The organism is Bradyrhizobium sp. 26S5, assembly GCF_036923295.1.
GTDB classification, from domain to species: domain Bacteria; phylum Pseudomonadota; class Alphaproteobacteria; order Rhizobiales; family Xanthobacteraceae; genus Bradyrhizobium; species Bradyrhizobium septentrionale.
In genome coordinates, this window is the sequence record NZ_CP145948.1 from 1,883,600 (window position 1) to 1,909,130 (window position 25,531).

The 25,531-nt window shown below is 64.9% G+C and carries 26 protein-coding genes and 1 pseudogene; 11 read left to right on the forward strand and 16 right to left on the reverse strand.

Annotated features, from left to right (window positions below; all coding sequences use genetic code 11):
* Position 1: 1 nt before the first annotated feature.
* Positions 2–208 (reverse strand): hemin uptake protein HemP, encoded by a 207-nt coding sequence (hemP, locus tag V5279_RS08895; protein ID WP_166302950.1) that lies wholly within the window; start codon positions 206–208, stop codon positions 2–4.
* On the opposite strand from hemP, the gene V5279_RS08900 reads away from it, so the two are divergent.
* The 7 genes from V5279_RS08900 (at position 126) to V5279_RS08930 (ending at position 6,094) form a co-directional block, all read left to right on the forward strand.
* Complete coding sequence (locus V5279_RS08900) at positions 126–347, forward strand: hypothetical protein (RefSeq protein ID WP_166293487.1); 222 nt, start codon at positions 126–128, stop codon at positions 345–347. The two genes, hemP and V5279_RS08900, sit on opposite strands and share 83 nt — an antisense overlap.
* 112 nt (positions 348–459) lie before the next feature.
* Positions 460–2,808, forward strand: coding sequence for a TonB-dependent hemoglobin/transferrin/lactoferrin family receptor (locus tag V5279_RS08905; RefSeq protein WP_338696518.1), 2,349 nt, complete (start codon positions 460–462; stop codon positions 2,806–2,808).
* 148 nt (positions 2,809–2,956) lie between these two features.
* The gene (locus V5279_RS08910) at positions 2,957–3,289 is read left to right on the forward strand and encodes an antibiotic biosynthesis monooxygenase family protein (RefSeq protein ID WP_097673166.1); all 333 of its coding nucleotides are present in this window, start codon (positions 2,957–2,959) and stop codon (positions 3,287–3,289) included.
* A gap of 47 nt (positions 3,290–3,336) precedes the next feature.
* On the forward strand, positions 3,337–3,810 hold the full coding sequence (gene hutX / locus V5279_RS08915; RefSeq protein ID WP_414645939.1) for a heme utilization cystosolic carrier protein HutX: 474 nt from the start codon (positions 3,337–3,339) through the stop codon (positions 3,808–3,810).
* A gap of 58 nt (positions 3,811–3,868) precedes the next feature.
* A complete protein-coding gene (gene exbB / locus V5279_RS08920) occupies positions 3,869–4,621 on the forward strand; it encodes a tonB-system energizer ExbB (RefSeq protein ID WP_414645940.1) in 753 nt (250 codons plus the stop codon).
* Positions 4,622–4,624: 3 nt separating this feature from the next.
* Positions 4,625–5,071 carry a TonB system transport protein ExbD gene (gene exbD / locus V5279_RS08925; protein ID WP_338696525.1) on the forward strand — a complete coding sequence of 149 codons (447 nt, stop codon included), beginning with the start codon at positions 4,625–4,627 and terminating at the stop codon, positions 5,069–5,071.
* Positions 5,072–5,272: 201 nt separating this feature from the next.
* Entirely contained in the window at positions 5,273–6,094 is an 822-nt protein-coding gene (locus V5279_RS08930; RefSeq protein WP_338696527.1) for an energy transducer TonB, read from the forward strand.
* 186 nt (positions 6,095–6,280) lie between these two features.
* Here V5279_RS08930 and V5279_RS08935 read toward each other — a convergent pair whose 3' ends face one another.
* The 4 genes from V5279_RS08935 to V5279_RS08950 form a co-directional block, all read right to left on the reverse strand.
* A complete protein-coding gene (locus V5279_RS08935; RefSeq protein WP_371261142.1) occupies positions 6,281–7,123 on the reverse strand; it encodes a carbohydrate ABC transporter permease in 843 nt (280 codons plus the stop codon).
* Between the two features lie 58 nt (positions 7,124–7,181).
* Positions 7,182–8,138, reverse strand: a complete 957-nt coding sequence (locus V5279_RS08940) for a sugar ABC transporter permease (protein WP_338696532.1) — start codon at positions 8,136–8,138, stop codon at positions 7,182–7,184.
* Between the two features lie 167 nt (positions 8,139–8,305).
* Positions 8,306–9,652: an ABC transporter substrate-binding protein gene (locus V5279_RS08945; RefSeq protein WP_338696534.1), complete on the reverse strand. Its 1,347-nt coding sequence runs from the start codon at positions 9,650–9,652 to the stop codon at positions 8,306–8,308.
* Between the two features lie 153 nt (positions 9,653–9,805).
* Positions 9,806–10,849 carry a C-terminal binding protein gene (locus V5279_RS08950; RefSeq protein ID WP_338696536.1) on the reverse strand — a complete coding sequence of 348 codons (1,044 nt, stop codon included), beginning with the start codon at positions 10,847–10,849 and terminating at the stop codon, positions 9,806–9,808.
* 269 nt (positions 10,850–11,118) lie between these two features.
* On the opposite strand from V5279_RS08950, the gene V5279_RS08955 reads away from it, so the two are divergent.
* On the forward strand, positions 11,119–12,804 hold the full coding sequence (locus tag V5279_RS08955) for a methyl-accepting chemotaxis protein (protein WP_338696538.1): 1,686 nt from the start codon (positions 11,119–11,121) through the stop codon (positions 12,802–12,804).
* Between the two features lie 317 nt (positions 12,805–13,121).
* Here V5279_RS08955 and V5279_RS08960 read toward each other — a convergent pair whose 3' ends face one another.
* Positions 13,122–14,087 (reverse strand): Bug family tripartite tricarboxylate transporter substrate binding protein, encoded by a 966-nt coding sequence (locus tag V5279_RS08960; RefSeq protein WP_414645910.1) that lies wholly within the window; start codon positions 14,085–14,087, stop codon positions 13,122–13,124.
* 136 nt (positions 14,088–14,223) lie between these two features.
* Entirely contained in the window at positions 14,224–14,607 is a 384-nt protein-coding gene (locus tag V5279_RS08965; RefSeq protein WP_166302977.1) for a nuclear transport factor 2 family protein, read from the reverse strand.
* A 137-nt stretch (positions 14,608–14,744) separates the two neighbouring features.
* Here V5279_RS08965 and V5279_RS08970 point away from each other — a divergent pair, with 137 nt between their 5' ends.
* Positions 14,745–15,701, forward strand: a complete 957-nt coding sequence (locus V5279_RS08970) for a LysR family transcriptional regulator (protein WP_338696540.1) — start codon at positions 14,745–14,747, stop codon at positions 15,699–15,701.
* Positions 15,702–15,714: 13 nt separating this feature from the next.
* Here V5279_RS08970 and V5279_RS08975 read toward each other — a convergent pair.
* The 3 genes and pseudogenes from V5279_RS08975 to V5279_RS08985 form a co-directional block, all read right to left on the reverse strand.
* Positions 15,715–16,481: pseudogene (locus V5279_RS08975) on the reverse strand (IS5 family transposase).
* 202 nt (positions 16,482–16,683) lie between these two features.
* Positions 16,684–17,625 carry a DMT family transporter gene (locus V5279_RS08980; protein ID WP_338696542.1) on the reverse strand — a complete coding sequence of 314 codons (942 nt, stop codon included), beginning with the start codon at positions 17,623–17,625 and terminating at the stop codon, positions 16,684–16,686.
* Positions 17,626–17,873: 248 nt separating this feature from the next.
* The gene (locus V5279_RS08985; RefSeq protein WP_338696544.1) at positions 17,874–18,719 is read right to left on the reverse strand and encodes a metal-dependent phosphohydrolase; all 846 of its coding nucleotides are present in this window, start codon (positions 18,717–18,719) and stop codon (positions 17,874–17,876) included.
* A gap of 129 nt (positions 18,720–18,848) precedes the next feature.
* Here V5279_RS08985 and V5279_RS08990 point away from each other — a divergent pair, with 129 nt between their 5' ends.
* Positions 18,849–19,250, forward strand: coding sequence for a DUF1330 domain-containing protein (locus tag V5279_RS08990; RefSeq protein WP_338696546.1), 402 nt, complete (start codon positions 18,849–18,851; stop codon positions 19,248–19,250).
* 124 nt (positions 19,251–19,374) lie between these two features.
* On the opposite strand, the gene V5279_RS08995 is transcribed toward V5279_RS08990, so the two are convergent.
* The gene (locus V5279_RS08995; protein WP_338696548.1) at positions 19,375–19,974 is read right to left on the reverse strand and encodes a TetR/AcrR family transcriptional regulator; all 600 of its coding nucleotides are present in this window, start codon (positions 19,972–19,974) and stop codon (positions 19,375–19,377) included.
* 92 nt (positions 19,975–20,066) lie between these two features.
* Between V5279_RS08995 and V5279_RS09000 the strand changes: the two genes are divergently transcribed.
* Positions 20,067–20,471, forward strand: a complete 405-nt coding sequence (locus V5279_RS09000) for a hypothetical protein (protein ID WP_338696550.1) — start codon at positions 20,067–20,069, stop codon at positions 20,469–20,471.
* A gap of 2 nt (positions 20,472–20,473) precedes the next feature.
* Here V5279_RS09000 and V5279_RS09005 read toward each other — a convergent pair whose 3' ends face one another.
* The 5 genes from V5279_RS09005 to V5279_RS09025 form a co-directional block, all read right to left on the reverse strand.
* Positions 20,474–21,628 (reverse strand): alpha-hydroxy acid oxidase, encoded by a 1,155-nt coding sequence (locus tag V5279_RS09005; RefSeq protein ID WP_414645941.1) that lies wholly within the window; start codon positions 21,626–21,628, stop codon positions 20,474–20,476.
* 108 nt (positions 21,629–21,736) lie between these two features.
* Positions 21,737–22,546, reverse strand: coding sequence for an MlaD family protein (locus V5279_RS09010; RefSeq protein WP_338696554.1), 810 nt, complete (start codon positions 22,544–22,546; stop codon positions 21,737–21,739).
* A 228-nt stretch (positions 22,547–22,774) separates the two neighbouring features.
* Positions 22,775–23,701 carry a DMT family transporter gene (locus V5279_RS09015; RefSeq protein ID WP_338696555.1) on the reverse strand — a complete coding sequence of 309 codons (927 nt, stop codon included), beginning with the start codon at positions 23,699–23,701 and terminating at the stop codon, positions 22,775–22,777.
* 200 nt (positions 23,702–23,901) lie between these two features.
* Positions 23,902–24,291, reverse strand: coding sequence for a hypothetical protein (locus V5279_RS09020; RefSeq protein ID WP_166303000.1), 390 nt, complete (start codon positions 24,289–24,291; stop codon positions 23,902–23,904).
* Positions 24,292–24,690: 399 nt separating this feature from the next.
* Positions 24,691–25,464, reverse strand: a complete 774-nt coding sequence (locus V5279_RS09025; protein WP_338696556.1) for a LuxR family transcriptional regulator — start codon at positions 25,462–25,464, stop codon at positions 24,691–24,693.
* Positions 25,465–25,531 lie beyond the last annotated feature (67 nt).

Below are 25,531 nucleotides of genomic sequence, written 5' to 3' on the forward strand. Positions count from 1 at the left end.
GTCACTTGGTGAGGATCAGTTTGTTCTGCGAGGTCAGCCGCAGCCGGTAATGCTCTTCGCCATGCACGATGATGATCTCGCGCTCCGTCGAGAACAGGTCGCGGCTGTCGAGACGATTTCCGCGCATGATGAGCGATTTCGCCGCGTCAGACGCTGATGCGGCCTGCTTTCCGGCCGCGCCGATACTGTCTCCGGATGATGCCGACATTCTCTTGGTGCTGCGCCTGCGAAATTTTCAAATGCTGTTTGCTTGTATAAGCGGGCGAACGCGCATTCCAACGGCTGCACTTTACAATCGATGTAAACAGCGCCGCCGCATTCTTGACCGTTTTGTTGCCGGCTCGTAACCAATCATCACGCGATGCGAGCGGATGGCTCGCATCGCAACGTAGCCAGCAAGCCGCTCACCAGAGCGCACGCCAGCCAAACCAGAAAAGCGATGATCGGGCTGGGGCTAGAATGGCTGACGGGGCTAAGATTTCGCGCGCCCTGATTTTGGGCGCGTCGGTGTTTTCATTTGCGGCTGCATTGCCGGAGAACGGTCTCGCGCAAACCGCCGATGCTTCGGCTGCGCGTCCCGCAACCGAGCGGCCGAAGCAGGCCAAGCGGAAGCCGAAGCCCCAGGTTGCGCAGCAGCCCGCAACGTCGCCGGCAATGAATGCGCGCGCGCAGATCGGCGCAGTGCCGGTGCAGTCGCTCGACACCATCACGGCGGTGGCATCAAAGACCGAGGAGCGCGCGATCGATGCGCTGGCGCCGGTCAGCTCCGTCACGCTGGAGAAGATCCAGGGCCTGCAGCCGAACCGACTGTCGGACATTTTCTACGCCGTGCCTGGCGTCTCGGTCCAGGAACGCGGCGACGATCCGGCGACCATCATCAACATCCGCGGCTTGCAGGATTTCGGCCGTGTCGCAGTCGTGGTCGACGGCGCGCGGCAGAACTATCAGCGCACCGGCCACAACGCCAACGGCTCGTTCTTCCTCGATCCTGAACTGATCGGCGGCGTCGACGTGGTACGCGGACCGACCGCGAACATCTACGGCTCCGGCGCGATCGGCGGCGTGGTGTCGTTCCGCACCAAGGACATCGACGATGTGGTGCGGCCCGGCGAGCGCTGGGGCGTCGATATGTCGGGCTCCTACGGCACCAACAAGGACCGTGGCATGGGCTCGGTGTTCGGCGGCGTGCGCGTCGATCCCAATGTCGACGTGTTCGGCGGCACGGTCTATCGCACCCAGGGCAATTACAAGGACGGCGCGGGCACCGAGATCGGCAACACCGGCAATGACGTCGCGGCCGGTCTGATGAAGGTGACATTTCGCCCGGCCGAAGGCCACGAGTTCAAGATCGGCGGCATCTTCCAGGACTACCAGTACAATATCGGTCAGCCGAACCGCGGCTCGACCACGACGGCAGCGCCGCTGGCGGCGATCGCGGGCTCCTCGGTCTACGCTTCCGACGCCAAGAACTACACGGGCACGCTGAGCTGGAGATATTCCAAGCCCGACGACATGCTGTTCGACTGGAATATCTCGGTCTACGGCAACCGCACCGACAACGACCAGGTCAAGACCTACAACAACCGCATCACCACCGGCGGCGGTGTCTGCACGCTCGCCAATCCCGGCAACAACATCTCCGGCTGCGTCGGCGACAAGCGCGGCTATTTGCTCGACACCGTCGGTATCGACGTCAACAACACGTCGCGGTTCAATTTCGGCGACTGGCGCAATGCCGTGACCTACGGTTTCGACGCCTTCCGTGACGATGTCGAGACCTTCGATTCGCGCGGCAACTCCAACATCACAACGCCGGGCGGTCAGCGCACGGTGTCCGGCGGCTTCGTGCAGCTGAAGCAGAATTACTCGACCTGGCTCGAGCTGGTCAGCGCCGTCAGATACGACCACTACGAGCTCAACTCGATCAACACCACGACCAGCGGCGATCGGCTGTCGCCGAAGATCACGGTCGGCGTCACGCCGGTCGCCGGCTTCACGCCCTATGCGAGCTACGCCGAGGGCTATCGGGCGCCGTCGATCACCGAGACCCTGATCGCGGGCGGCCACGCCACCGGCGGCGGGCCGGCGTTGTTCAACTGCCTTGATGGCACCAGCGGCCTGTTCTGCTTCCTGCCCAACGCGGCACTGCGGCCCGAGGTCGGCAAGAACAAGGAAGTCGGCATCAACCTGAAATATGACGGCATCTTCTCGGCCAAGGACTCGTTCCGCGGCAAAATCAATTTGTTCCGCAACGATGTCGACGGCCATATCGATCTCGTCGCCTCGGCACCCACCCTGACGCCGTTCGGTCCGTTCAGCCAATTCTACCAGTACCAGAACATCGCCCATGCCCGCATCGAGGGCTTCGAGCTCGAGACGATGTATGACGCAGGCGACTGGTTCCTCGGCGTCGCCGGCCATCTGATGCGCGGCCGGAACACCCAGACCAATGTCGGGCTCGCCACCATCACGCCGCGCAAGGTGACGACGACGGGCGGCGTGCGCCTGCTCGACCGCTCGCTGATCATTGCCGCGCAATGGTCCTCGTTCGGCGCCAACAACGACTTGCCGGCGGGCTATCTGCCCTCGACCGGCTACGAGCTGGTCAATCTTTACCTGACCTGGAACGCCACCAAGGACATCACCTTCACGGCGTCGGTCGACAATCTCTTGAACCAGTATTACCGGCCCTATGCGATCCCGGGTTCCTCGACCGATGGCACGACGCAGAACGACGTGCTGTTCTCGAGCCCCGGTCCGGGCACCGTCTACAAGGCCGGGCTCAGGATTCACCTAGGTGGAGCGTAACGCGAGACGCCGATCATTCCATCCGGGTTGCTCCGGCCGCGCTGGTGCCCCCAGCGCGGCCTTGGCGCATTCCTTGGCGCATTCATGATATCAACGAGATCGACCGGCAGGATCCCATGCATCCGCCGCCAAACAGGAGAAGGCTTTCATGTTCATCGCAATGAACCGGTTTCAGGTGATCAAGGGCAAGGAGCAGGCGTTCGAGACGGTCTGGAAGACCCGCGAATCCTATCTCGGCGATCTACCCGGCTTCATCGAGTTTCATCTGGTGAAGGGCCCCGAGGCCGAGGACCACACGCTGTATGCGACCCACACGGTGTGGGCCAGCAAGGCGGCGTTCGAGGACTGGACCAAATCGGATGCGTTCCGCCGCGCCCATTCCCGCGCCGGCAACGAGACCGGCGGCAGCCTCTATCTCGGCCATCCCAGGTTCGAGGGCTTTGAGGTGCTGATCACCGAGCGCGCAAAGAGCCCGGCGTGACGGAGGCGATCGTGCAGAACGCGGAGTTAGCCGGATTGAAGGCCTTTATGGCCGACAATCCCGGCGCTGTCATCGAGGACGTCGCGCGCGAGCGCAAGGTGACGCCGCGTGCCGTGCTTGAGGCGCTGCCCGCCAGCATGGTGCGGATCGGCGCCGGCGAATTCGCCGCCGCGATGCAGGACATCGCGGAGTGGGGCGAGGTGACGCTGATCGTGCACACCGATGACGCGATCTTCGAGTTCACGGGCGCCATTCCGAACGGCGAGGTCGGCCGCGGCTATTTCAACCTGATGCAGCCGAAGGGCCTGCACGGCCATCTCCGGCATGAGCGCTGCGCGGCGATCGCGTTCGTCGAGCGGCCCTTCATGGGCAAGGTGTCGGCCTTCATCGCCTTCATCAATCTCGACGGCGGCATCATGTTCAAGGTGTTCGTCGGCCGCGACGAGACGCGCGCGCTGCGCGGAGATCAGCTGGAGCGCTTCCACGCGCTGGCGGACCGCCTCGCGCCGAAAGCAGGCTGAGACCAACGTAGGACGGGAGGCGACCATGTCGCATCGCTGGCTTGGGCGGAGCATCTGGATGGTGGCTTCCAGCGCACTCGGCATGCTGCCGGGCGCGAGCCTTGCCGCATCCGACGCCGCGCTGTTGCCGCGCAACCTCTCGCCCTGGGGCATGTTCGAGAGTGCCGACATCGTCGTGAAGGCGGTCATGATCGGGCTCGCCTTTGCCTCGCTCGTCACCTGGACGGTCTGGCTCGCCAAGACCGTCGAGATACGCCGCAAGACCGCGCTCGCGAAGCAGCGGATCGGTCTGCTCGAGCGCGACACTCAGCTTGCCGAGGTCGAGCAGGCGAGCCGCGACGGCAGCGATGCCGTGGCGCAGATCGTGCAGTCGGCGTCGCGCGAGGCCGCGCTCTCCGGCGGCATGTTCGACGACGGTTTCAAGGAACGCATCGCGCTGCGGCTGGAGCGGGTCGAAGCGGCGATGTCGCGGCAAATCGCGCGTGGCACCGGCGTACTCGCCACCATCGGCGCCACCGCGCCGTTCGTCGGCCTGTTCGGCACGGTGTGGGGCATCATGAATTCGTTCATCGGCCTCTCCGAGGCGCACACCACCAATCTCGCGGTGGTCGCGCCCGGCATCGCCGAGGCGCTACTCGCGACCGCGCTCGGCCTGGTCGCGGCGATCCCGGCGGTCGTGATCTACAATCATCTGACCCGTTCGATCGCGGCCTACCGCGCGCTGCTCGGCGACGCCTCCGTCATGGTGATGCTGCTGGTCAGCCGCGAGGGCGATCGCAGCCTGTTCCGCCTGGCGCGCGCCGCGGAGTAGGCGATGGGCGTCAAGCTGGGCAGCAGTGGCGCGTTCGGCGGCCGGCGTCGCGGCGACGACGACCTCGTCGAGGCGCATGAGATCAACGTCACGCCGTTCATCGACGTGATGCTGGTGCTGCTGATCATTTTCATGGTGGCGGCGCCGCTCGCGACCGTCGATCTCGGTGTCAATCTGCCCGCCTCGACCGCCGAGCCGCAGCCGCGGCCGGACAAGCCGGTGTTTGTCACGGTGAAGCTGGACCTCTCGGTCGCGGTCGGCGAGGATGTGATCGCGCGCGCTGCGCTGACTGCGACGCTCGACGGGGTGACCCAAGGCAAGAAGGACGAGCGCATCTTGCTGCGCGCCGACAAGGCGGTCAGCTATGGCGATCTGATGGAGGTGATGAACCTGCTGCGCAACGCCGGCTATCTCAAGATCGCGCTGGTCGGCCTCGATGGGCGCGGCTAAAGGCGGATTGGCCTTGATTGAAGCGATGCGCCAGGGACTCGGTTCACCTCTCCCGCTTGCGGGGGAGGTCGCAGCGCATCGAAGATGCGATGCGGGTGGGGGCCCTCTCCACATCATCGGTCCGACTCGCGGTGAGACCCCCACCCTAACCCTCCCCCGCAAGCGGGAGAGGGCACGCCTCTGCGGAACGGGGCGAGCGTCATGAACGCCTATGCCCTTCATGATACGGGTGGCGAAGTCCGGCTGCGGCGCTGGGGCCTGTCGGCGGCCGCGATCCTGGCGGCACATGCCGCCCTGCTCGCGCTCGGCATGAACTGGGTCTCGGCGCCGCCGCCGGGCGTTGCCGTGCCCACGGTGCTGGTCGACTTGACGCCGATCACCTCTTCGTCCCAGATTTCCGACACTGAGCTGCCGCCGGGGCCGGCGATGCAGGAGGCCGATGCCTCGCCGCCGGAGCCTGCCGCCGCGCAGGCTGTGCAGCAGGAGATCGCGCCGACGCCGCTGCAGGAGAAGCCTGAGGTCGCAGCCCCGCCGGAGCAGAAACAGCAGGACAGGCCGCCCAAGCCCGAGCCCGCGAAACTCATTCCGGAGCACAAGCCAGAACCGGTCAAGCCGAAGGTGGTGCGCCGCGAGGCCAAAAAAACGTCCGAGGCGACGCCGGCGCCGCGCACCAGCGCGCCGAGCCGCGCCGAGCGCCAGGCACCGACGGCGTCCGCGATCAGCGCCGGCGCTGCGGCATCGGCACTCGCGGCGTACAACGCACGGGTCCGCGCGCATTTGCTGCGCTTCCACTCCTATCCGGCCGGCGGCAACGGACAGCGCGGCCTTGTCCGGCTGGTGTTCACGCTCGGCCGTGGCGGGCAGGTGCTGTCGAGCCAGCTCGGCGGCTCCTCCGGCAATCCGACTTTCGACGCGCGGGCGCTGGCGATGGTTCGGCAGGCCCAGCCGTTCCCGGCATTTCCGTCAGAGATCACGCAGGGCTCGATGGGTTTCAGCGTGCCGGTGGCGTTCGTGCCGCGGTAGGGCGAGATCTCATTGAGAGAGGCCGCACTCTCTATCTCCGTCATCCTGAGGTGCGAGCCTTGCGGTGCACTTGCACCGCTGGGCGAGCCTCGAAGGATCGACGGCCACCGGCAGGGCCGTGCATCCTTCGAGGCTCGCCGAAGAGGCTCGCACCTCAGGATGACGGGGATAGTGTTGCGCGCCCCGCTACTCCTTCACCGCCCCCGTCAGCGACGACACGTAGTAGTCGACGAACAGCGAATAAAACAGCGCGACCGGCAGCGAGCCGAGCAGGGAGCCCGCCATCAGCGCGCCCCATTGGTAGACGTCGCCGGTGACGAGCTCGGTCAGGATCGCGACCGGCACCGTCTTGTTGGCGCCGCTCTGGATGAAGGCGAGGGCGTAGATGAACTCGTTCCACGACAGCGTGAAGGAGAAGATGCCGGCCGAGATCAGGCCGGGCACTGCGAGCGGCAGCGTGATCCGCCACAGGATCTGCAGCCGCGTCGCGCCGTCGACCAGCGCGCATTCCTCGAGCTCATAGGGGATCGACTTGAAATAGCCGATCAGAAGCCAGGTGCAGAACGGCACCAGGAAGGTCGGATAGACCAGGATCAGCGCCAAGGGTGAGTCGAACAGGCCGAACTGCACGATCACGGTGGCGAGCGGAATGAACAGGATCGACGGCGGCACCAGATAGGCAAGGTAGATGCCGAGGCCGACATAGGGGCTGCCGCGGAAGCGCAGCCGCTCGATCGCGTAGGCGGCGAGCGTCGAAGCGAACAGCGACAGGAAGGTCGAGCCGATCGCGACCAGCATGGTGGTCTTCAGCCAGCGCGGATACGAGGTGTCGAACAGCAGATGCTTGAGATGCGCGAGCGTCGGCGAGGTGATCCAGAACGGGTTGTGCTCCTTGTAGTTCAGAAGCTCCGCGTTCGGTTTGAACGAGGTGATCGCCATCCAGTAGAACGGGAACAGCAGGATCAGGATGAAGCAGGCGAGCGGCAGATAGATCATCACCACGCGCCGGGCGCGGGAGTCCCACGCCATCGTATCGGGCGTCGCGCTGGCGACGTTGGAGGATTGGGCCAATACTTGAACGTTTTGGTCAGTCATTGGCTTCTCCCTGCTGCCATTTGCGGCGCGCGAGGCCGAAGTAGCTGAACAACGTCGCGAACACGAGGAACGGGATCATCGACACCGCGATCGCAGCACCCTCGCCGAGCTCGCCGCCGGCGATGCCGCGCTGGAACGCCAAGGTGGCGAGCAAATGGGTCGAGTTGACCGGGCCGCCGCGGGTGATGGCGTAGACCAGCTGGAAATCGGTGAAAGTGAAGATGATCGAGAACGTCATCACGATCGCGAGAATCGGCATCATCATCGGGAAGGTGATGTAGCGGAAGCGCTGCCAGGCGGTGGCGCCGTCGAGCATCGCGGCCTCATAGAGCGAAGGCGAAATAGTCTGCAGCCCGGCCAGGAGCGAGATCGCGACGAACGGGATGCCGCGCCAGATATTGGCCGCGATCAGCGAGAACCGCGCCGGCCAGGGCGAGCCGAGGAAGTCGACATTGCTGGAGCGCAGATGCAGCACGTCGACCAGCAGATAGGAGATGATCGAGAACTGCGGATCGTAGATCCACCAGAACGCCAGCGCCGAGAGCACCGTCGGCACGATCCACGGCAGCAGCACGATGGCGCGGATCAGGCTCTTGAACGGGAAATGGTTGTTGAGCAGCAGCGCCAGCCAGAAGCCGAGCGCGAATTTCCCGAAGGTTGCGATCGCGGTGTAGAAGACCGAGTAGAACACCGCGTTCCACCACAGCGGATCCTTGAGCAGGTACTGGAAATTCTCCAGCCCGATATAGACGCCGCGCTGGCCGATCGTGGTGTCGGTGAAGGCGAGCCAGATGCCGAGGCCCAGCGGATAGGTGAGGAACACCAACAGCAGGCCGATCGCGGGCGCGAGGCACATCACGACCAGGAACGGCTTGTAGTCGAACAGGCGCGCCAGCCAGCCCGGTTGGTGCAGCGCGTGTCCGCGTGAAGGTAGTGTCGTTACAGACATCAGATCCTTTTCCCGGTCTGACTTTCAAGGTCATTCCGGGGCGATGCGCAGCATCGAACCCGGAATCTCGAGATTCCCCGATGCGCACTTGCGCATCTGTGGTCTGGTGCTAGCGCACCATCCCGGAATGACAGCTGTCATAGCAATGACGGCTGCTCTGTTCGGCGTTACCGGCCTTGCCGCCGGAAGTACCGCTTGGCGCGCTGCTCGGCTTCCGCGGCGGCGGCTTCCGGCGTTGCGGCGTCGGTCGCCACCGAGGCACACATCTGCACCAGCACATAGTCGGCGTTGACGGCGCCGGTCGCGGTCGAGATCGGCCCCTTGTAGCCGTTGTAATAAGGGCTCTTCATGGTGTCCTTGAAGATCGCGACCTTGGGATCGCCCGACCACACCGCTGCATCGGCGTAGGCCGCGAGCGGCTGCGACCAGTAGCCGGAGTTGGCGTTGAGCCACGGCTCGTACTGCTCGTGCTCCAGCATGAATTGCAGGAAGGCCTTCGCGGCGTTGGGGTACGGGCTGTGCTTGAACGCCATCGCGTTCAGCGTCAGGCCCGACATCGGAGAGACCGGTGCCAGCCCCTTGGGCAGGAACTGATGCTGGGTATCGTCGGCGACCGCCTTGGTCGCGGGATCGTTCTTCAGCGAGAAGTACAGCGAGACGCCGTTGGCGGTCAGGCCGATCTCCTGCGATGAGTAGGCGCGGTTGTTGGAGACGTCGTTCCAGGACGGCGTGCCGGCGATGAAGTTCGGATAGAGTTCCTTCAGATACTTCAGCGCGGCGATCGTCTCCTTGCTGTTGATGATGATATTGCCTTCATCATCGAGCAGCGCGGCGTTGTGCGACCACAACAGCCAGTTGGCGAAGCCGTTGCCGTCGCCGACCGCGTTGCCGAGCGCGAAGCCTGCCGGCTTGCCGGCCGCTTTCAGCTTCTTGCAGAGCTCGAGGATGCCGGCATGGTCTTCCGGTACCTTGTCGAAGCCGGCCGCATTGACCAGCGACTTGCGGTAGACCAGCGGGCCGCCCGAGGCGCCGAACGGCAGGCCGACCCAGCTCTTCGACTTCGAGCGCATGCCGTAGCGGCGCGCCAGCGTCAGCCATCCGCCGTAGCGCTTGTCGAGATAGTCGGCGATGTCGGTCAGCTCGATCAGCTTGTCGATATAGATGTGCGGCGCGTCGCCGAAGCCGATGATGATGTCGGGGCCGGCGCCGGAGTTCGAGGTCACCGCGGTCTGCTGGTTGATGTCCTCCCAGCCGACGAAGTCGACCTTGACCTCGACGCCGGTCTTGTCGGTGAAGCGCTTGGCATTGGCGCGGAACACGTCCTCGTCGGCCTGCACGAAGCGCACCGGCCGCAGCATGCGCAAGGTCGCGCCCTTTTCGATCGGCAGCGACGGCGCCGCCACATCGGCAGCCTTGACCTTCGACCCTTCCTGCGCCGAAGCGCCGGTGACTGCCAGTGCTGCTGCGGACGCCCCCAGCGCCAGCGCGTCGCGGCGCGAGATCTCGTACTTCATGTCGTTCGTACTCCCCTTTTTCTTGTTTCCTCCCGGCGTTTCGCCGCCGGTGAGGGGTCTTGTGGTCAAGGATCTTGTGGTTCTTGGCGCCCGCCACACGAAGGGCCCGTATCGTCAGCGAGACGGGCCCTCGTGCGAAGAACGCATTCCCGCCTAGCTGTTCGGACCGCGATCCATGCTGACGGGCTGCCAGCGACGCAACGCGGTGTTTTGCAGCACCGACGGGTTGACGCAGCTTACCGGCCACATGCCTTGCAGCACTAGTGACAATTCGTAGCCCACCCGGCGCTTGCGCGCCTCGTCAAAACGTGCCGACGCCGACGCGACATGGGCGGTCAAGGTAACATTGTCCATCCCGAGCATCGGATTGTTGTGCGACGGCGGCTCCTTTTCCAGCACGTCGAGCGCGGCGTGGGCGATCCAGCCGTCCTGCAGCGCCTTGACCAGCGATTCCTCGTCGACGGTGGCGCCGCGGCCGGTATTGATGAAGACCGCCGATTTTTTCATCTGGCGAAAATGCTTCTCGGTCAGCATGTGGTGCACTTCGGGCCGCGCCGGGGCGTGCATCGAGACGAAATCCGACTGCGACAGCACTTCCGACAGCGTCGAGGGGATCACGCCATGGTCGTACATCAGCGTTTCCTGGATGAAGGGATCGTAGGCCATCATCCGAAGGCCGAACGGCGCGGCGCGCTTGGCCACGGCACGGGCGACCCGGCCGAACGAGATGAAGCCGAGGGTCTGGCCCATCAGCCGCGGAATCTTCAACAGCGCCGGGCGGCCCTCGGCCCAGCGGCCGCTGCGCACCATCTTGTCCTGCTCGATCAGGCGGCGGAAGCCTGCGAGCAGCAGCATCATGGCGTGGTCGGCGACCTCCTCGATGAAGGTGTCGGGGATGTTGGTGACGGGGATGCCGCGCGCGGTCGCGGCCTTGACGTCGACCGAGTCGACGCCGACGCTGCCGAGCGTGATCACCTTGCAATTCTCCAGCGCGTCGATGACCGTTTTCGTGATCGGCATGCCCTTGGCGTAGATCGCGTCCGCGGTCCGTGCCGCGGCGATGAATTCGGCCTCGTTGGCCGGCGCCTCGACGATCTCGGCGCCGATCAGATCGAGCGCCTCGCGCTCATAATCGTAGCCGCCGCCGGCGACCGTGAAGCTCGCGCCCTTCGGCGTCACCACCCTGAATTTCGACATTGTCTGCTCCCGATGTGAGGTCTTCTGTTCTTGCTTCTTGCTGGTTCGGTTCTTGGTCTTGTTGCTTCTTGGAGCGCGGCTTGCGTCACCGCTTTCCCATACTTGTACGCGAGCTGCGCCATTCCCTCTACAATTGCCGGTTGGTCCGCGGCCCGATTCTCCGGGCTTCTACGGGGAACCTCCGTAACTATCGGGTAAAGGGTCTCACATTACGGTGAACCGAATCAATCCGCCAATCGCGTCGCGTTCCCCGCCTCCTGGAGACCCCCGTGAAGCTGTCAAATATGAAGATCACCCCCAAGCTCGGCATTCTGGTGGGGGTGGCCCTGATCGGCCTGTGCACTGCCGGCATCCTCGCGATCAATCTGATGCAGCGTGAGATGACGAATGCGCGCATCGACCAGGCCAAGGCCATGGTCGAGATGGCGAAGAACATGGCGGCGGGCCTGAAGAAGGATGTCGATGCCGGCAAGATGACCAAGGAGGCGGCGCTCGCAGAGTTCGGCAAGCGCGCCAACACCATGACCTATGACAACGGCGCCGGCTATCTGTTCGGCACCGACTACAACGGCATCACGGTGCTGGCGCCCGATCCGAAGCAGGTCGGAACCAACCGCATGGACGTCGTGACCAACGGCCGCAAGCTCTCGCAGGAATTGATGGACGGCGTGAAGTCCAAGGGCGAGATCCTGCTGTTCTATGAATATGTGAAGCCCGGCCAGGAGACCCCGATCCGCAAGGTCGGCTATGCTGTCGCGGTTCCCGGTTTCGACATGTATCTCGGCACCGGCGCCTATCTCGAGGATATCGACGCCAAGATGCGGCCGATCGCGTGGCTGCTCGGCCTTGCGATCCTCGGCATCGGCATCATTTCCGGCTCGGTCGCCTGGCTGATCGGCCGCAGCATCTCCCGGCCGCTCAATCTGCTCGGCAGCCGCATGCGCGACATTGCCGACGGCAAGCTTGACGGCGACATCCCCGGCGTCGGCCGCGGTGACGAGGTCGGCGGCATGGCGGCGACCGTGCAGATCTTCAAGGACAATGCGGTTCGTATCCGCGGTCTCGAACAGGCCGAGGCCGAGACCCAGGCGCGCGCCGCCACCGAGCGACGCTCGGCGATGCAGAACATTGCCAGCGATTTCGAGCGCAGCGTCAACGGCATCGTCCGGACGGTAGCTTCCGCCGCCGCCGGCATGCAGACCACGGCGCAGTCGATGACCGCGACCGCCAGCGACGCCAGCGCGCGTGCCGCGACCGTCGGCGCCGCATCCGACTCTGCCTCCAACAATGTCGGCACCGTCGCTGCCGCGGCCGAGGAGCTCTCCAGCTCGGTTGCCGAGATCTCCCGCCAGGTGGCGCGCTCAAGCGAGGTCGCAAGCCAGGCGGTGGCCGATGCCGAGCGTACCAATGCCACCGTGCAGGCGCTCTCCACCGGCGCCGAGAAGATCGGCGAGGTGGTCAAGCTGATCCACTCGATCGCCGCCCAGACCAATCTGCTCGCGCTCAACGCCACCATCGAGGCGGCGCGCGCCGGCGAATCCGGCCGCGGTTTCGCGGTGGTCGCCTCCGAGGTGAAGGCGCTGGCCAACCAGACCGCGAAGGCGACCGAGGAGATCTCGGCGCAGGTCGCCGCGATGCAGGCCTCCACCGGCGAGGCGGTGACCTCGATCGGCGGCATCACCGCGACCATCGCGCAGATGAGCGAGATCACGGCCTCGATCTCGACCGCGATCGACCAGCAGGGCGATGCGACGCGCGAAATCGCCCGCAACATCCAGCAGGTCGCGGCCGGCTCGAGCGAGATCTCCGCCCATATCGGCGGCGTCACCACCGCAGCCGCCGCAACCGGCACCGCGGCGGGCGACGTGCTGTCGAATGCGCGCGAGCTCGACACCCAGTCCGGCATGCTGCGCAACGCGGTCGACGAGTTCCTGCAGAAGGTCCGCGCGGCTTAATGGATGCGTAATTGCGTAGGGTGGGTTAGCCGAAGGCGTAACCCACCGCAGGTCCGCGAAGAAGGTTGGTGGGTTACGCTACGCTAACCCACCCTACAATTTCTAACCCACCCAATTCCATAGCCCCGTCATCCTGAGGTGCGAGCCTTGCGGTGCACTTGCACCGCTGGGCGAGCCTCGAAGGATGTACGGCCCGGCCGGTGGCCGTCGATCCTTCGAGACGCACGCAAGAGCGCGCTCCTCAGGATGACGGAAATGGCAGGCCTCGCGGGAGAGTAAAGCGGAGGGTGTGCCCCGCTCTGCAACGCTACATTTTCTCACTGCTTCTCGATCCCGGCGTCGGCGATCAGTTTCTCCCACAGCACCAGCTGCTCCTTGAGGAACGCCTCGAACTCCTCGGGCGTGCCGGAGAACGCCTCCATGCCGCGCTCGGCGAGCTGGTTCTTGATATCAGGCCGCTCGACGATCTTGCGGATCTCCGCATTCAGCCTGACGACGACATCCTTCGGCAGGTTGGCGGGGCCGAGATAGCCCTGCCAGGAGGTGATGTCGAAACCCTTCACGGTCTCGTCCATGGTGGGCAGGTCCGGCAGCAGCGCGGATTTCCGCTTGGTGGTGACGGCGAGCGGCTTCAGTGCCTTGGCATTGACGTGCGGCAGCCCGGTCGGGACGTCGATGAACATCATCGAGATCCGACCGGCGATGACGTCGGTCAGCGCCGGCGGCGAGCTCTTGTAGGGCACGTGCAGCAGGTCGATGCCGGCGAGGCGGGCGAAGGTCGCGCCGGAGACGCTCGCCGACGACGAGCCGCTGGCATAGGTGTATTTGCCCGGCTCCTTCTTGGCGAGCGCGATCAGCTCGGCCACCGAGTTCGCCGGGATATCAGGATGGATCACCAGCATGAAGGGCAGGTCGCCGGTGCGCGCGATCGGCGTGAAATCCTTGATCGGATCGTAATTCATGGTTTTCAGCAGATACGGATTGGCCGAGTGCGTCGTGTTGGTGGTGACGAACAAGGTGTAACCGTCGGGGGCGGAGCGGGCGACATAGTTCGCCGCGATCGAGCCGTTGGCGCCGGCCCGGTTGTCGATCACCATGCCGACGCCGAGCGCAACCCCGAGCTCCTTGGAAATCAGCCGCGTCGTGGTGTCGGTGCCGCTACCGGCGGCGAACGGCAGCACCAGCGTGATGTTGCGGGTGGGATAGGTCTGGGCAAGTGCCGTCTCGGACATCGCCACGAGCACGGCGGCGGCCGCCAGGCACCAGTATCGTCGCAATCCCATGATCATGTCGTCGTCCCCCCGCGCAGGCCCTGAACAGGCCCATTGCGGCCGAAGCTAGCCCGGCCGCCATGGCTGCGGAAGCCGTGCCGGGAGCAGCCTTTCGCCGCATGGCCACTCCCGGACGCGGGTGGGGACGCTAGGATCCCGCCGGGAACACCTGCGCGACGTGAAAAGCTTTGGTGGTGACGAGCCACCTGCCGTCGATCAGATGAAACACGAGATGGTCGATGAAGCCGGTTTGGCCGGCCCTGACGCGCACCTTGGCGATGGCCAGATCGGACGCGGTCTGGTCGATGCTGATGATGGCCTCCTCGCGCGGCGATTTCATCGATGCCGGCGAGGGACGGCTGCCGATGAAGTCGCGGAATTCCGCGGCCGACCGCACCGTGTGCTTGCCGTCCCGGATGCCGTGCACGATGCAGGCATCGGAGAAGACGTCGCGGAACCGGCTATCGTCGACGTCATACATCAGGTTGAAATATCCTTCGATCGCGGATGCGATGGCCTGGATGTCGCTCATGGCAAAATCTCCGTAGCGGATGATGTGGCGGTGGCCTCACCGGATCGAACCGGATCGGTCTGCGCCGACAGTGGCCGATACGGTGGCGGAGTGCTACGACTGGGCTGTCATCTCATGGATGACTGAGAGGCATCGACATGGACGAAGTTGACGGTCGGCTCGTCGGCGGGCTTGTGATCCTCGCGGCCGTTGCGGACGCGCGCAGCTTCGGCAAGGCGGCTGAACGGCTCGGCATGACGCAGTCCGGCGTCAGCAAGGCGATTGCCAAGCTCGAGGCGCGCCTCGATGCCAGGCTGGTTCACCGCACGAGCCGCGCCGTCGAGCTCACCGAGGAAGGACGCGCGCTGTACGAGCGGGTTGCGGCGCATCTGGCCGGGATCGGCGAGGCGGCGGCGGAGACCTCGAAATCGCGCGATGCGGTCCGCGGCAGGCTGCGGGTCAATGTCGACCCGCTGTTCTCCCGCATGGTGCTGTCGCCGAAGCTGAGCGAGTTCCTGCTGCAGAATCCAGGCATGGATCTGCGTATCGAGACCCGCGACCGGATCGCCGATCTGGTCAGCGACGGTTTTGATCTGGCGGTGCGCTTCGGCGAGCCGGCGCCGTCGGCGCTGATTGCGCGCCGCGTACTCGATGCGCGCGTGCTCACCGTGGCCTCGCCGATCTATCTCGAACGACACGGCCGGCCGCTTGATCCGCGGGAGCTGGCGAGCCGCGACCATCAGTGCATCCTGGCAATCGACGCGGCGACCGGGCGTCCGTTCGATTGGGAGTTTTGGCGCGGCGGCGAGGTCGTGCCGGTCGCGGTCAACGGGCGGCTCACCGTGACCGATTCAGGAACCAAGCTCGGCGCTTGCCTGGCCGGCTTCGGCATCGCGCAGGTGATCGATCTCGGGCTCGACGATCACCTGAGGAGCGGCGCGCTGATTGAACTGTTTCCGGACTGGCCCGACGAGCGTTTTCCGCTCTACGTCTATTACGCCTCGCGTAACCACGTGCCGGCCAAGGTGAGGCGGTTTATCGACTTCATCACGGAAACGCTGGCGGCAAAGCCACATTTGCCACGCAAATCCGCCGGCTTGCGCAAGGTAGGCTAGGTGGTGTGGACACTTATCGCATCCATAAGACGATGGCTGCGAGAGTGACGACGGCCAGGTAATTTCGGGCGGTCTTTTCGAAGCGGGTTGCAACGCGGCGGAACTGCTTGAGCTTTGAGAAGCAGCATTCGACGAGATGACGCTGGGCATAGAAATGCTTGTCGAGTGGATATTTGAGCGCACGTGACGGGTTGTTGGGGATCACGGCGAGCGCGCCTTTGGCGGCGATGGCTTGGCGCAAGTGATCGGCGTCATAGGCCGTATCGGCCATGACGACCTCGGCGGATAAGCCTTCGATCAATGCGGCGGCTTGCGGTGCATCGCCCTTCTGACCTGCGGTGAGCTTGAACCGCACCGGACATCCCAAGCCTCGAACGGCCATATGTATCTTGGTGCTCAGGCCGCCGCGCGAGCGGCCGATCGCTTGATCTTCCGCTTGATCTTCAGACCCCCCTTTTTGGCGCCGGCGGCGTGCTGATGCGCCCGAACGATGGTGGAATCGACGATCAGATATTCGAAGTCCGGATCATCGGACATCGCCTCGAAGATCCGCCACCAAACACCCTTGATGCTCCATCGACTGAAGCGCCGGAACACGCTGTTCCAGTCCCCAAACACCTCCGGAAGATCGCGCCAGGGAGACCCCGTACGCACGATCCACAGCACACCTTCCACGAACATCCGGTTGTCGCGCCCGGTGGAGCCCTTCTGATCGGGGCGCCCTATGATCAGCGGCGCTATCCGCTCCCACGCCGCGTCGCTCAATACCACACGGTCCATCACACCCAAGGCGGCCTCCCCAAAAGCAGCCTTGAATCTGATTTGCTCCTAAAAGGGAATCCTTAGAGTCCACACCACCTAGAGCGTTTTCGAGCGAAGTGGACCCCGGTTCGCGTGAAGAAAACGCGTCAAAACAAAAAGCTAGAGCTTCGGTTCTGATTCAATCAGAACCGAAAATCTCTAGCCATATCCTCGGCGTCAGCTAGCGCTTCGCCGAGCCCTGCCGCGAGGCGATGATGACGCCGGCGAGCACCAGCGCGTAGCCGATCAGATGAAACGGCGCGAGCGTCTCGCCGAGCAGCAGGATCGCCATCGCCGAGCCGAACACCGGCACCAGATGGAAGAACGGCGCCGCGCGGTTCGGGCCGATCAGCGCGACGCCGCGGTTGAAGAACAGATAGGCGAGCGTCGACGGGAAGATCAGCGTATAGCCCAGCGTGGCAAACGTCAGAACGTCGAGCTTCAGCGTCACGCCATTGGCGAATTCCCAGGCCGCCACCGGCAACAGCATCATCGCACCACAGCAGGTGGTGAACGAGATCAGCGAGAGCTGATGGATTTTCGGCCGGCGCGGGATCAGCGCCGAATACAGCCCGAACGACACTAGCGAGGCGCCGAACATGATGTCGCCCCGGTTGAAGCTGATGCTGGCGAGCGCCGAGAAGTCGCCGCGCAGGATGATGGTCAGCACGCCGGCCAGCGAGATGGCGATGCCGGCGAGTTGCGCCGGCGTCAGCCGCACGCCGAACAGGATCAGCGACCACAGCGCCACGAACAGCGGCCCCGCCGACTGGATCAAGAGCGCGTTCAGCGCCTCGGTATACTGCATCGCCCAGTACGAAATCGCATTGTTGAAGGCGAAGCCGACCGCGGACAACAGCAGCATCAGCGGCAGCGCGCTGCGCAGCTTCGGCCAGTCCTTCTTCAGATGCGGCCAGGCGAACGGCAGCAGGATCAGGAACACCCCAAACCAGCGGATCGTGGTCAGCGTGACCGGCGGCACATGGCTGCCGACATGGCGCGCCAGCACGATGTTGGCGGCCCAGAACAGCGACGTCAGGCTGAGCAGCAGATAGGGCTGGTTGTTGAGCCAGTGCAGCGGCTGATGGCGTGGGGTTGCGGCAGGTGCGGGCAAAGCGGTCATTATCTGGTGGATGTTGTGCCCGAATCCGCTGCCGCGACAAGACGAAAGAGCGGATTGGTGCCATGCGCGGCCAAGGCTCGTCGTCGCTCGCAGCGTCATGAACACTTGATTCCGTCACCCTGAGGAGCGCGGCACGCGCGTCTCGAAGGGTCGACGGCCACCAGCGGGGCCGTGCATCCTTCGAGGCTCGCTCCGCTCGCACCTCAGGATGACGGAGATAGATATTGCGCGTGTCTCCGTCGCCACGCCTATTTCTGCGGCCCTGACAGCGAGATGTCGCGCTCGGCGCGAAACACGTTGCTGTAGAGATTGGCGATCCATTGCCGCCCGCTGGAGGTGACGTTGAGGTGACGGATCGCCGGCTGCACATGCGGCGCGGCGCTGTCCCAGTAGAAGCGCGGATAGAGGTCGACGAGATCGGCCGGCGAATCGTAGCCGAGCTGGCGGTTCAGCCCGGCCTCCTCGAACTCGAGGTACAGCGCGTTGGCCTTGCGGATGTAGTGGGGGTCGCCGAGCTGGCCGATCAGATCGGCGGCGCGCAGCAAGGCGGCCTCTTCGCCGAAATCCTCATCGTCATCAGGGGCGGTGAGCGGAAAGCGGGTGCCCTCGATGGCGCGGGCGATGCGCTCCTTGTCGAGCTGGGCGACGCCCTTGATCCGTTCCATCACGAAGATCTTGGAGCGGTCGACGTGATAGGACATCAGCGCCGCATCCGACGAGCCGCGCGGCAGGATCACCTTGCGGCCATCGGCATTGATCAGATAGCCGTCCTGGCCATCGGCCTCGAACAGCCCCCGCACATAGCCGATGTCATGGGTGAGGCAGGCGATGATGACATGCGCATAGTCCTCGGCGCTCATGTGCGAATGCAGCGCGCGGCCGCGCAGGATGTCGTGGCCGGCCAGCGTCACCAGCATGGTGTGCTCGACATTGTGATAGAGCGCGTCGCTGTTGCCGATGCATTCGATCGCGATCCTCGCGATCGAGGGCACCATCTCCACCAGCTCGGTTTGCGAAGAGCCAAACCTGCGCTGCATGTATTCGCCGAGGAATTTGCCGAGCGCGTCGGCTGCAAGTTCGGGAAGGGTCATCACGGCCTTGACCTCCGAGAGCAGGGGTAGCTTAGGGCTCGGCGGCATTTCAGGCTAGTCCCGCGATGTGACATAATGTTTGCGGGCGTATCGATGCGGCTGGACCGTAGAGGCTTTGGGCGGGAGCGGGTGATGGGTGTCGATCTCTTGAACGTCAAAGGCCTGAACGAGCTGGATCGCCAGGCTCCGGTCGTTATGGTCAATCTGATGCGGTTTCGGGAGCGATCGCTCGACGGCGACGGCTCGGGCTGGGATGCGTACCTGCGTTACAGCGCGCTCACCGTGCCGATGATCAAGGCGCGCGGCGGCACGCTGCTGTGGACCGGAAACGCCGAGACGGTCGTGCTGGGAGAGCCTGCCGGCCAGCGCTGGGATTATCTCGCGCTGGTCTACTATCCAAGCGTCGCGGCGTTCATCGACATGATGACCTCTGCCGACTACGAAAACCGCTGCGACCCGCATCGTCGCAACGGCTGCGAACAGCACGTCATCATCGCGACGCGCGAGGCGTACAGCAAGTTCAAGGTCGGGTGAGGCGGCTTAGAGCGCGCCTTTTGCAACTCCACCACCGTCACCCTGAGGAGCGCGTAGCGCGCCTCGAAGGGTCGACGGCCCGACTGTGGCCGATTCATCCTTCGAGGTCGCAAGAGCTCGCACCTCAGGATGACGGGTCTGACAGATTGGCAATGGCCGCTCGGCAGGCCGCCTGCAGTACCCGGCAAACCTCATCCCTCGACCGCCCCGCGCTCAGCGAGGCGAAGGTTGGATAGCTCGTCAGCGCGAAGATCAGGTCGACGGCGTCCCTGCGGGCCTGCGGCGACGCGCTTTTGGCCGCGATACGGTCGATCAATGCGGTGACGCCGCGGCGGCGGCGTTCGTTGCGCTCGCGCACCGCTTCGGCGAATTCGGGATCGGTCGCCATTGCGTCGTGCAGCCGGGCGACCGCGGAATCGCGGCTCCAGAAGCCGCAGAAGATCTCGACCATGCGGTCGAGCGCGGCACGCGGATCGGCCATCGTCATGGCGTCGGCGAGCTGATGCAGCCCGCCGTGACGGGCGATCTCGTCGAACACGGCCTCGAGCAGCCCGCGCCGCGAGCCGAACTGGTTGTAGACGGTGAGCCGGGTCACGCCGGCCGCCTTCGCCACCGTATCCAGCGAGAAGCGCGCGATGCTCTCGCCCTCACGCAGGGTGCGCGAGGCGGCCTCGATCACGCGCTCGCGCGTCTCGGCGGCGGCTGCGCTACGTGCCGGGCTCACATAGCTTCGCGGCGGCATCGGCTGGCCTTGCTTTCGTCAGATTGACTATACATTATGTATATCTAATTTCCAAGGCCCTTTGGAGCAACATCATGCAGATCGTCCTCATCATAGCCCTGTCCCTTCACGTCCTGTCATCGGTGTTTTGGGCCGGCTCCAGCTTCACCTTGGCGCGCACCGGCGGCCTCGGCGGCGAAAAGCTGCTGGGCCCGCAGATCGGCGCCGCGACGGTCGCGATCGTCACCGGCGTGACGCTCTGGCGTCTGGTCCATGAAGGGTCGTTCGCGCTGTCGGAAAAGATCCTGGCCGGCGGCGCAATCGCAGCGCTGGCCGCGATCGCGGTGCAGATCTTCGTCGGCGGCGGCGCGATCAGGCAGCTGCGCAACAGCGCCGGCGATCCGTCGGCGGCGCGCGCGCGGCTCGCGCTCGCCCAGCGCATCGCGGCCGGGCTGCTCGCGATCACCGCGCTGTGCATGGGCGCAGCGCGCTATGCGTGAACTTAATACTTCCGCACCAGGTCCGGGGTGATCTCCTTCAGGCTCCGGATGCCGAGCAAGGCGAGGTCGCGATCGATCTCGTCATGCAGCAGTGAGATCGCGCGCGCGACGCCGGCTTCGCCCGCAACCACGGCGGCATAGAGGAACGGACGGCCGACCCAGACGAAGTCCGCTCCCAGTGCCAAGGCCTTGATGACGTCGGTGCCGCGACGGATGCCACCGTCCACCATCACGGTCATGTTGCCCTTCTGCGCCGCGATCTCAGGCAGCGTGCGCAAGCCGGAGACGGTGTAGTCGAGTTGGCGGCCGCCATGGTTGGAGACCATCACGCCGTCGCAGCCGTGCTCGCGCGCCAGCCGCGCGTCTTCCGGCGAGATCAGCCCCTTGACCACCAGCTTGCCGCTCCAGCGCTTGCGGATCAGCTCGACATGCTTCCAGGCCAGCTGGTCGCGGCTGCCGATGTTGCGCATCAGGTTCTTGGACAGCACCGGCGGGCCCTGCTTGGCGTCCATGTTCTCGAAATGCGGCATGCCGTGATTGAACACGGTGCGCGCCCAGGTGTTCAGCAGCCAGTCGGGATGGGTGATGGTGTCCCAGAACACCCGCGGCGTGATCGCAAGGGGCACCTGGAAGCCGTTGCGGATGTTGTTCTCGCGGTTGGGCGGCACCGGGACGTCGGCGGTGACGACGAAGGTGTCGTAGCCGGCCGCCGCGACGCGATCGACCAGCGGCTCGATGCGTTCGTCGAGGCCGGCGAGATAGGCCTGGTACCAAGCCAAAGGATTGGCCGCGCGGACGTCCTCCAGCGTGATCAGCGAGGAGGCCGAGAGGATCATCGGGACGTTGGCGGCGGCCGCGGCCCGCGCCAGCACGATGTCGCCGCGATAGGCGCAGAGCGCCGACGAGCCCATCGGCGGAATCCCGAACGGCGAGGCGTAGGTCTTGCCGAACAGCGTCGTGGTCTGGTCGCGGCCGGAGACGTCCTTCAGCACCCGCGGCACGAAGCCGTATTCGTCGAACGCCCGGCGATTGTCGGTGCGGGCCGCGTCGGTCTCGGCGCCGCCCGAGATGTAGCCGTAAAGGAATTTCGGCAGCAGCCGGCGGGCCTGCGGCTCGAAATCGTCGAGTGTGAGATAGTGCCGCAAGCGCCGCGGCACGGCGGGAGCGGCGCGGTTGACGGTTGCTGGAGGCGGGGAAGAGGCTGCGGTCCGGTCGTGCACGTCTGGCGTTTCCGTTGTTCTTGGTTCTTGGTTGGAGCTTCCAGGTTAGCGCCTGCCCCCTGGACCGACAATCTTCCCGTTGAATTTGTTGATGGACTGGCTGACGTCGATGAGTGTCTTGCGGGTCTCGGCAATCACGGCGCCGGATTTCTTGTCAAAACTCTGGATCAGCTCGCGCAGCGAGATCACGGTCGGCAGCAGCTCGCCGCCATATTTGTCGCTGCCAAAACTCTTCAGGAACTTGTCGGCCGAGGTCATCTTGTCGTCGACCGCGCTGACGCCGGCGTCGGCGGCGTCGATGAAGGCGGCGATCAGCTCGCCATTGCCCGACAGCGAATTGGTGAAGTTCTCGAGCCCGAGCAGCGAGTCCTTGATGTCGGCCTCGTTCTCGGTGATGACGCGGTCGACATTGCGCAGCGCGACGCGCAGCTTCTCCTGTATGCCCATCGTGCCTTCGGCGTCGGCGGTCAGCTCAGGAATGCCGTCGGCGCCGACGGGCGGCGCCGCGGCGTCGTCGGTGCCGCCGGTGAAGGAGATCGAGGCGATCCCGGTCAGGCCCTGGAATTCGAGGCCGACCTGGGTATCCTTCTTGATCGGGGCGTTGCCCTCGATCCGCGTCATCGCCACCACACGGCGGCGGTCGAGCCTGATCGAGACCACCTCGCCGATCCGCACGCCGGCGAAATTGACGCTGGCGCCGCGGCGCAGGCCCGACGCCGAGCCCTCGAACACGACACGGAACGGCACCATGCGCTTGATGCCGGCATAGCGCTGATAGCCCAGCCAGCCGCCGAGCGAGCCGGCGATCAGGGCCAGCGTCAGGGTGCCGATCAAGAGATTGCTGGCGCGCGCCATATGTTGGGACCTGTCCGCAAAGCAGACCCTAGGAGATAGCGGATTTGCCGCCGATAGTCACCGCAGGCTTTCTTCACCTCGCCCCGCCTGCGGGGAGAGGTCGGATCGCATCGGAGATGCGATCCGGGTGAGGGGGAGTCTCCGCGAGTACGTCTGGCGGTGCCGTCGCCGAACGAGCCCCTCACCCCAACCCTCTCCCCGCGAAGAGCGGGGAGAGGGAGTGGAGAGTTACGCGCGCTGCTTCCGCGACGCCGCGAAGACGCCGGCCAAGACCAGCGCGAAGCCGATGAAATGGAAGGCCTGCGGATGCTCGCCGATGAACACGATCGACATGATGGTGCCGAACACCGGAACCATGTGGAAGAACGGCGCGGCGCGGTTGGCGCCGATCAGCTGCACCCCGCAGTTGAAGCACAGATAGGCCAGCGTCGAGGGGAACACCGCGACATAGAACAGCGATAGCAGGTTGTTGGTGGTGAGCTGCATCACCGGACGCGCGCCGAGTTCCCAGATGAAGAACGGGACCAGGAACAGCGCGCCGCAGCCGAAGGTGAAGGCCGCGACCGACAGGCCGTGGATGTTGGGCCGCTTCAAGGTCAGCACCGAATACAGCGCGAAGATCACCAGCGCGACGGTGAAGATCAGGTCGCCCTTGTTAAAGTCGATCTTCGACAGCGTGGTGAGGTCGCCATGCAGCAGGATCACCAGCACGCCGCACAGCGACAGCAAGACGCCAAGCAACTGCGCCAGCGTCAGCCGCGTGCCGAGCAGGATCAGCGACCACAGTGCGACCACGAGCGGCGCCGCCGATTGCAGCAGCAGTGTGTTAAGCGCCTGGGTGTGCTCGAGCGCCCAGTATTGCAGCGTGTTGAAGGCACTGATGCCGGTGATCGACAGCAGCATCATGATGCCGAGATTCCTGCGGATCGCGGGCCAGTCCCGGGCGAGGTGCTTCCAGGCGAACGGCAGGATGATCAGGAATGCCGCCGACCAGCGCAGGAACGACAGCGTCACCGGCGGAATGTGGCCGGCGGCGAGCCGGCCGACGATCGCATTGCCGGCCCAGCACATCGCGGTGATGCAGAGCAAAAGATACGGCTGGTTGGCGATCCAGGAGCCGGACGCAGGCGTGGTGGTGGAATCGGAGGCAGACATGCGACAGGCCCGGGTTCACGACGCCGCGGCCTGCCCGGCTGGCATCACCGGGCCGGTATGGATCTCCCCGGCCCCTGTCACAGACACGGATTCCGCCGATCCATCAATGGGGATGGACGCATCGCGACCATGCGCGAAGGCCCCTTTCGCGGCGGGCGACGGCGGTTTCGCTACGGCGCTCTGCGGGCCGGGATGAACCTCTAACCGGTCTGCGGCGGCGCGGTCTGGCGCTTGACGATCTGCTCGGCGAGCTCGATCAGGATCCGCTTGGTGTCGGGATCCTGCACCTCGCGGAACACCCGCAGCATGCGCAGTTCGAGCAGCGACTGCAGCGATTCCGCGGTCTGGCCGCCGCCTTGTGCCGGCGCGGTGGTTGCGCTCCGCCGGTTGAGGATGTCGGCGGCGATCCCGAGCATCTCGGCGACGGTTGCCAGACGGCCGGTATCGATTTTCACCGTACCGCTTACGCCGTTCTTTTGCAGCGAGGCGCCCGCGCACAGGATCTCGGCGAGATCAGCCTGCGACAGACCGATCTCGCGCCAGCGCGCCTGCACCAGTTGGTCGATCTGGTCGTCCTGCGATGTGCTCATGGTGCGTTCAGACCATCTCCGGCAATGACTGTGGACAGCAATTCGTCGACGAAGGCTGCCGGCAAATGGCCAGCGCGGCCGCAATGGGACTCCGGCGGATCATTCGGATGGACAAATGGTCCCACCGAACCGGGCGACGCGCAGGACGATCCGTACCTGGACTTCAGCCGCCCAATCGCGCGGCCCGCGCACCTCGTGGCCTGAGATGCTCGCATCCGCGTCATCCGGCCTTCGCTTTTTTATCAAGACTGTCCGCGAATGCAATCAGGGGGCGACGCGTGTGGTGAACCCAACCCGGATATATGACCTTGCCACATAATGCCGCGTTTCCTGTTCGCGGGGCCATGCGTTGGGCGCGGCAGCAGCCCTGAGCACGCTGCGATGGCCGCGCGGCGCCGCTCACAGGTCGATGATCCCGAGCGCGATGCTCTTAGCCACGCCATGCGTCTTGTTGGACGCTTCGAGCTTGCGCAGCGCCTGCTTGATGAAGCCTTCCACGGTCTCCGGCGAGATGCCGAGGATCTGCGCGGTGTCGACCACGGTCTTGCCGCGCGCCGCCCACGCCATCACTTCCTTTTCGCGGCCCGTGAGTTTGATCGTCTCGGCGGCGTCGGCGGGCCGCAGGATGGTCGGCGTGTTGCGCTGGTCGCGGTTGACGATGTCCATCGCCCGCTGCACCCAGTAGATCATCAACAGATGCAGTTCATGCCGATGGCAGATGAACAGTTTGTCGAAATCGCGCGGTTGGTCTTCCCAGAAAAACACCGTCGAGCTCGAATGGACGGCGCCGAGCCGGTCGCGATAGTGGAACGGCACGACGAAGCCGTCCTTGAATCCGAACTCCCGGGCGGCATCCATCGTTTTGACCTCGGGCGCCCGCTTGTGTCCGCTTCGCTCCGGCAGCTTCAGGCTGCTCCAGCTGAATGGCGTGTTGGTGCGTCGCGACCGCGCCAGCGCCGGATCGGCATGGACGAACTCGTTCTGCACATACGCCCGCTTCCAGGCGTCGGGAAATGTGCCGATATGGTAGGGCAGATCAAGATCGGGCCGGCCGGCATCGACAAAGGCGAAACCCGAGAAGCCGTAGTTCTGGACAATACGATGCAATGACGAGCTGAGCTCGTCGATGGTATCTGACGCCTCGATGGTCGAAATCGCGTCTACCAGGCCCATTGACTAAAACCCCCGGTTTCCGGGGGTACCACAGTTGGCCCCTTTTGTTCCAGATGTTCCGCATTTG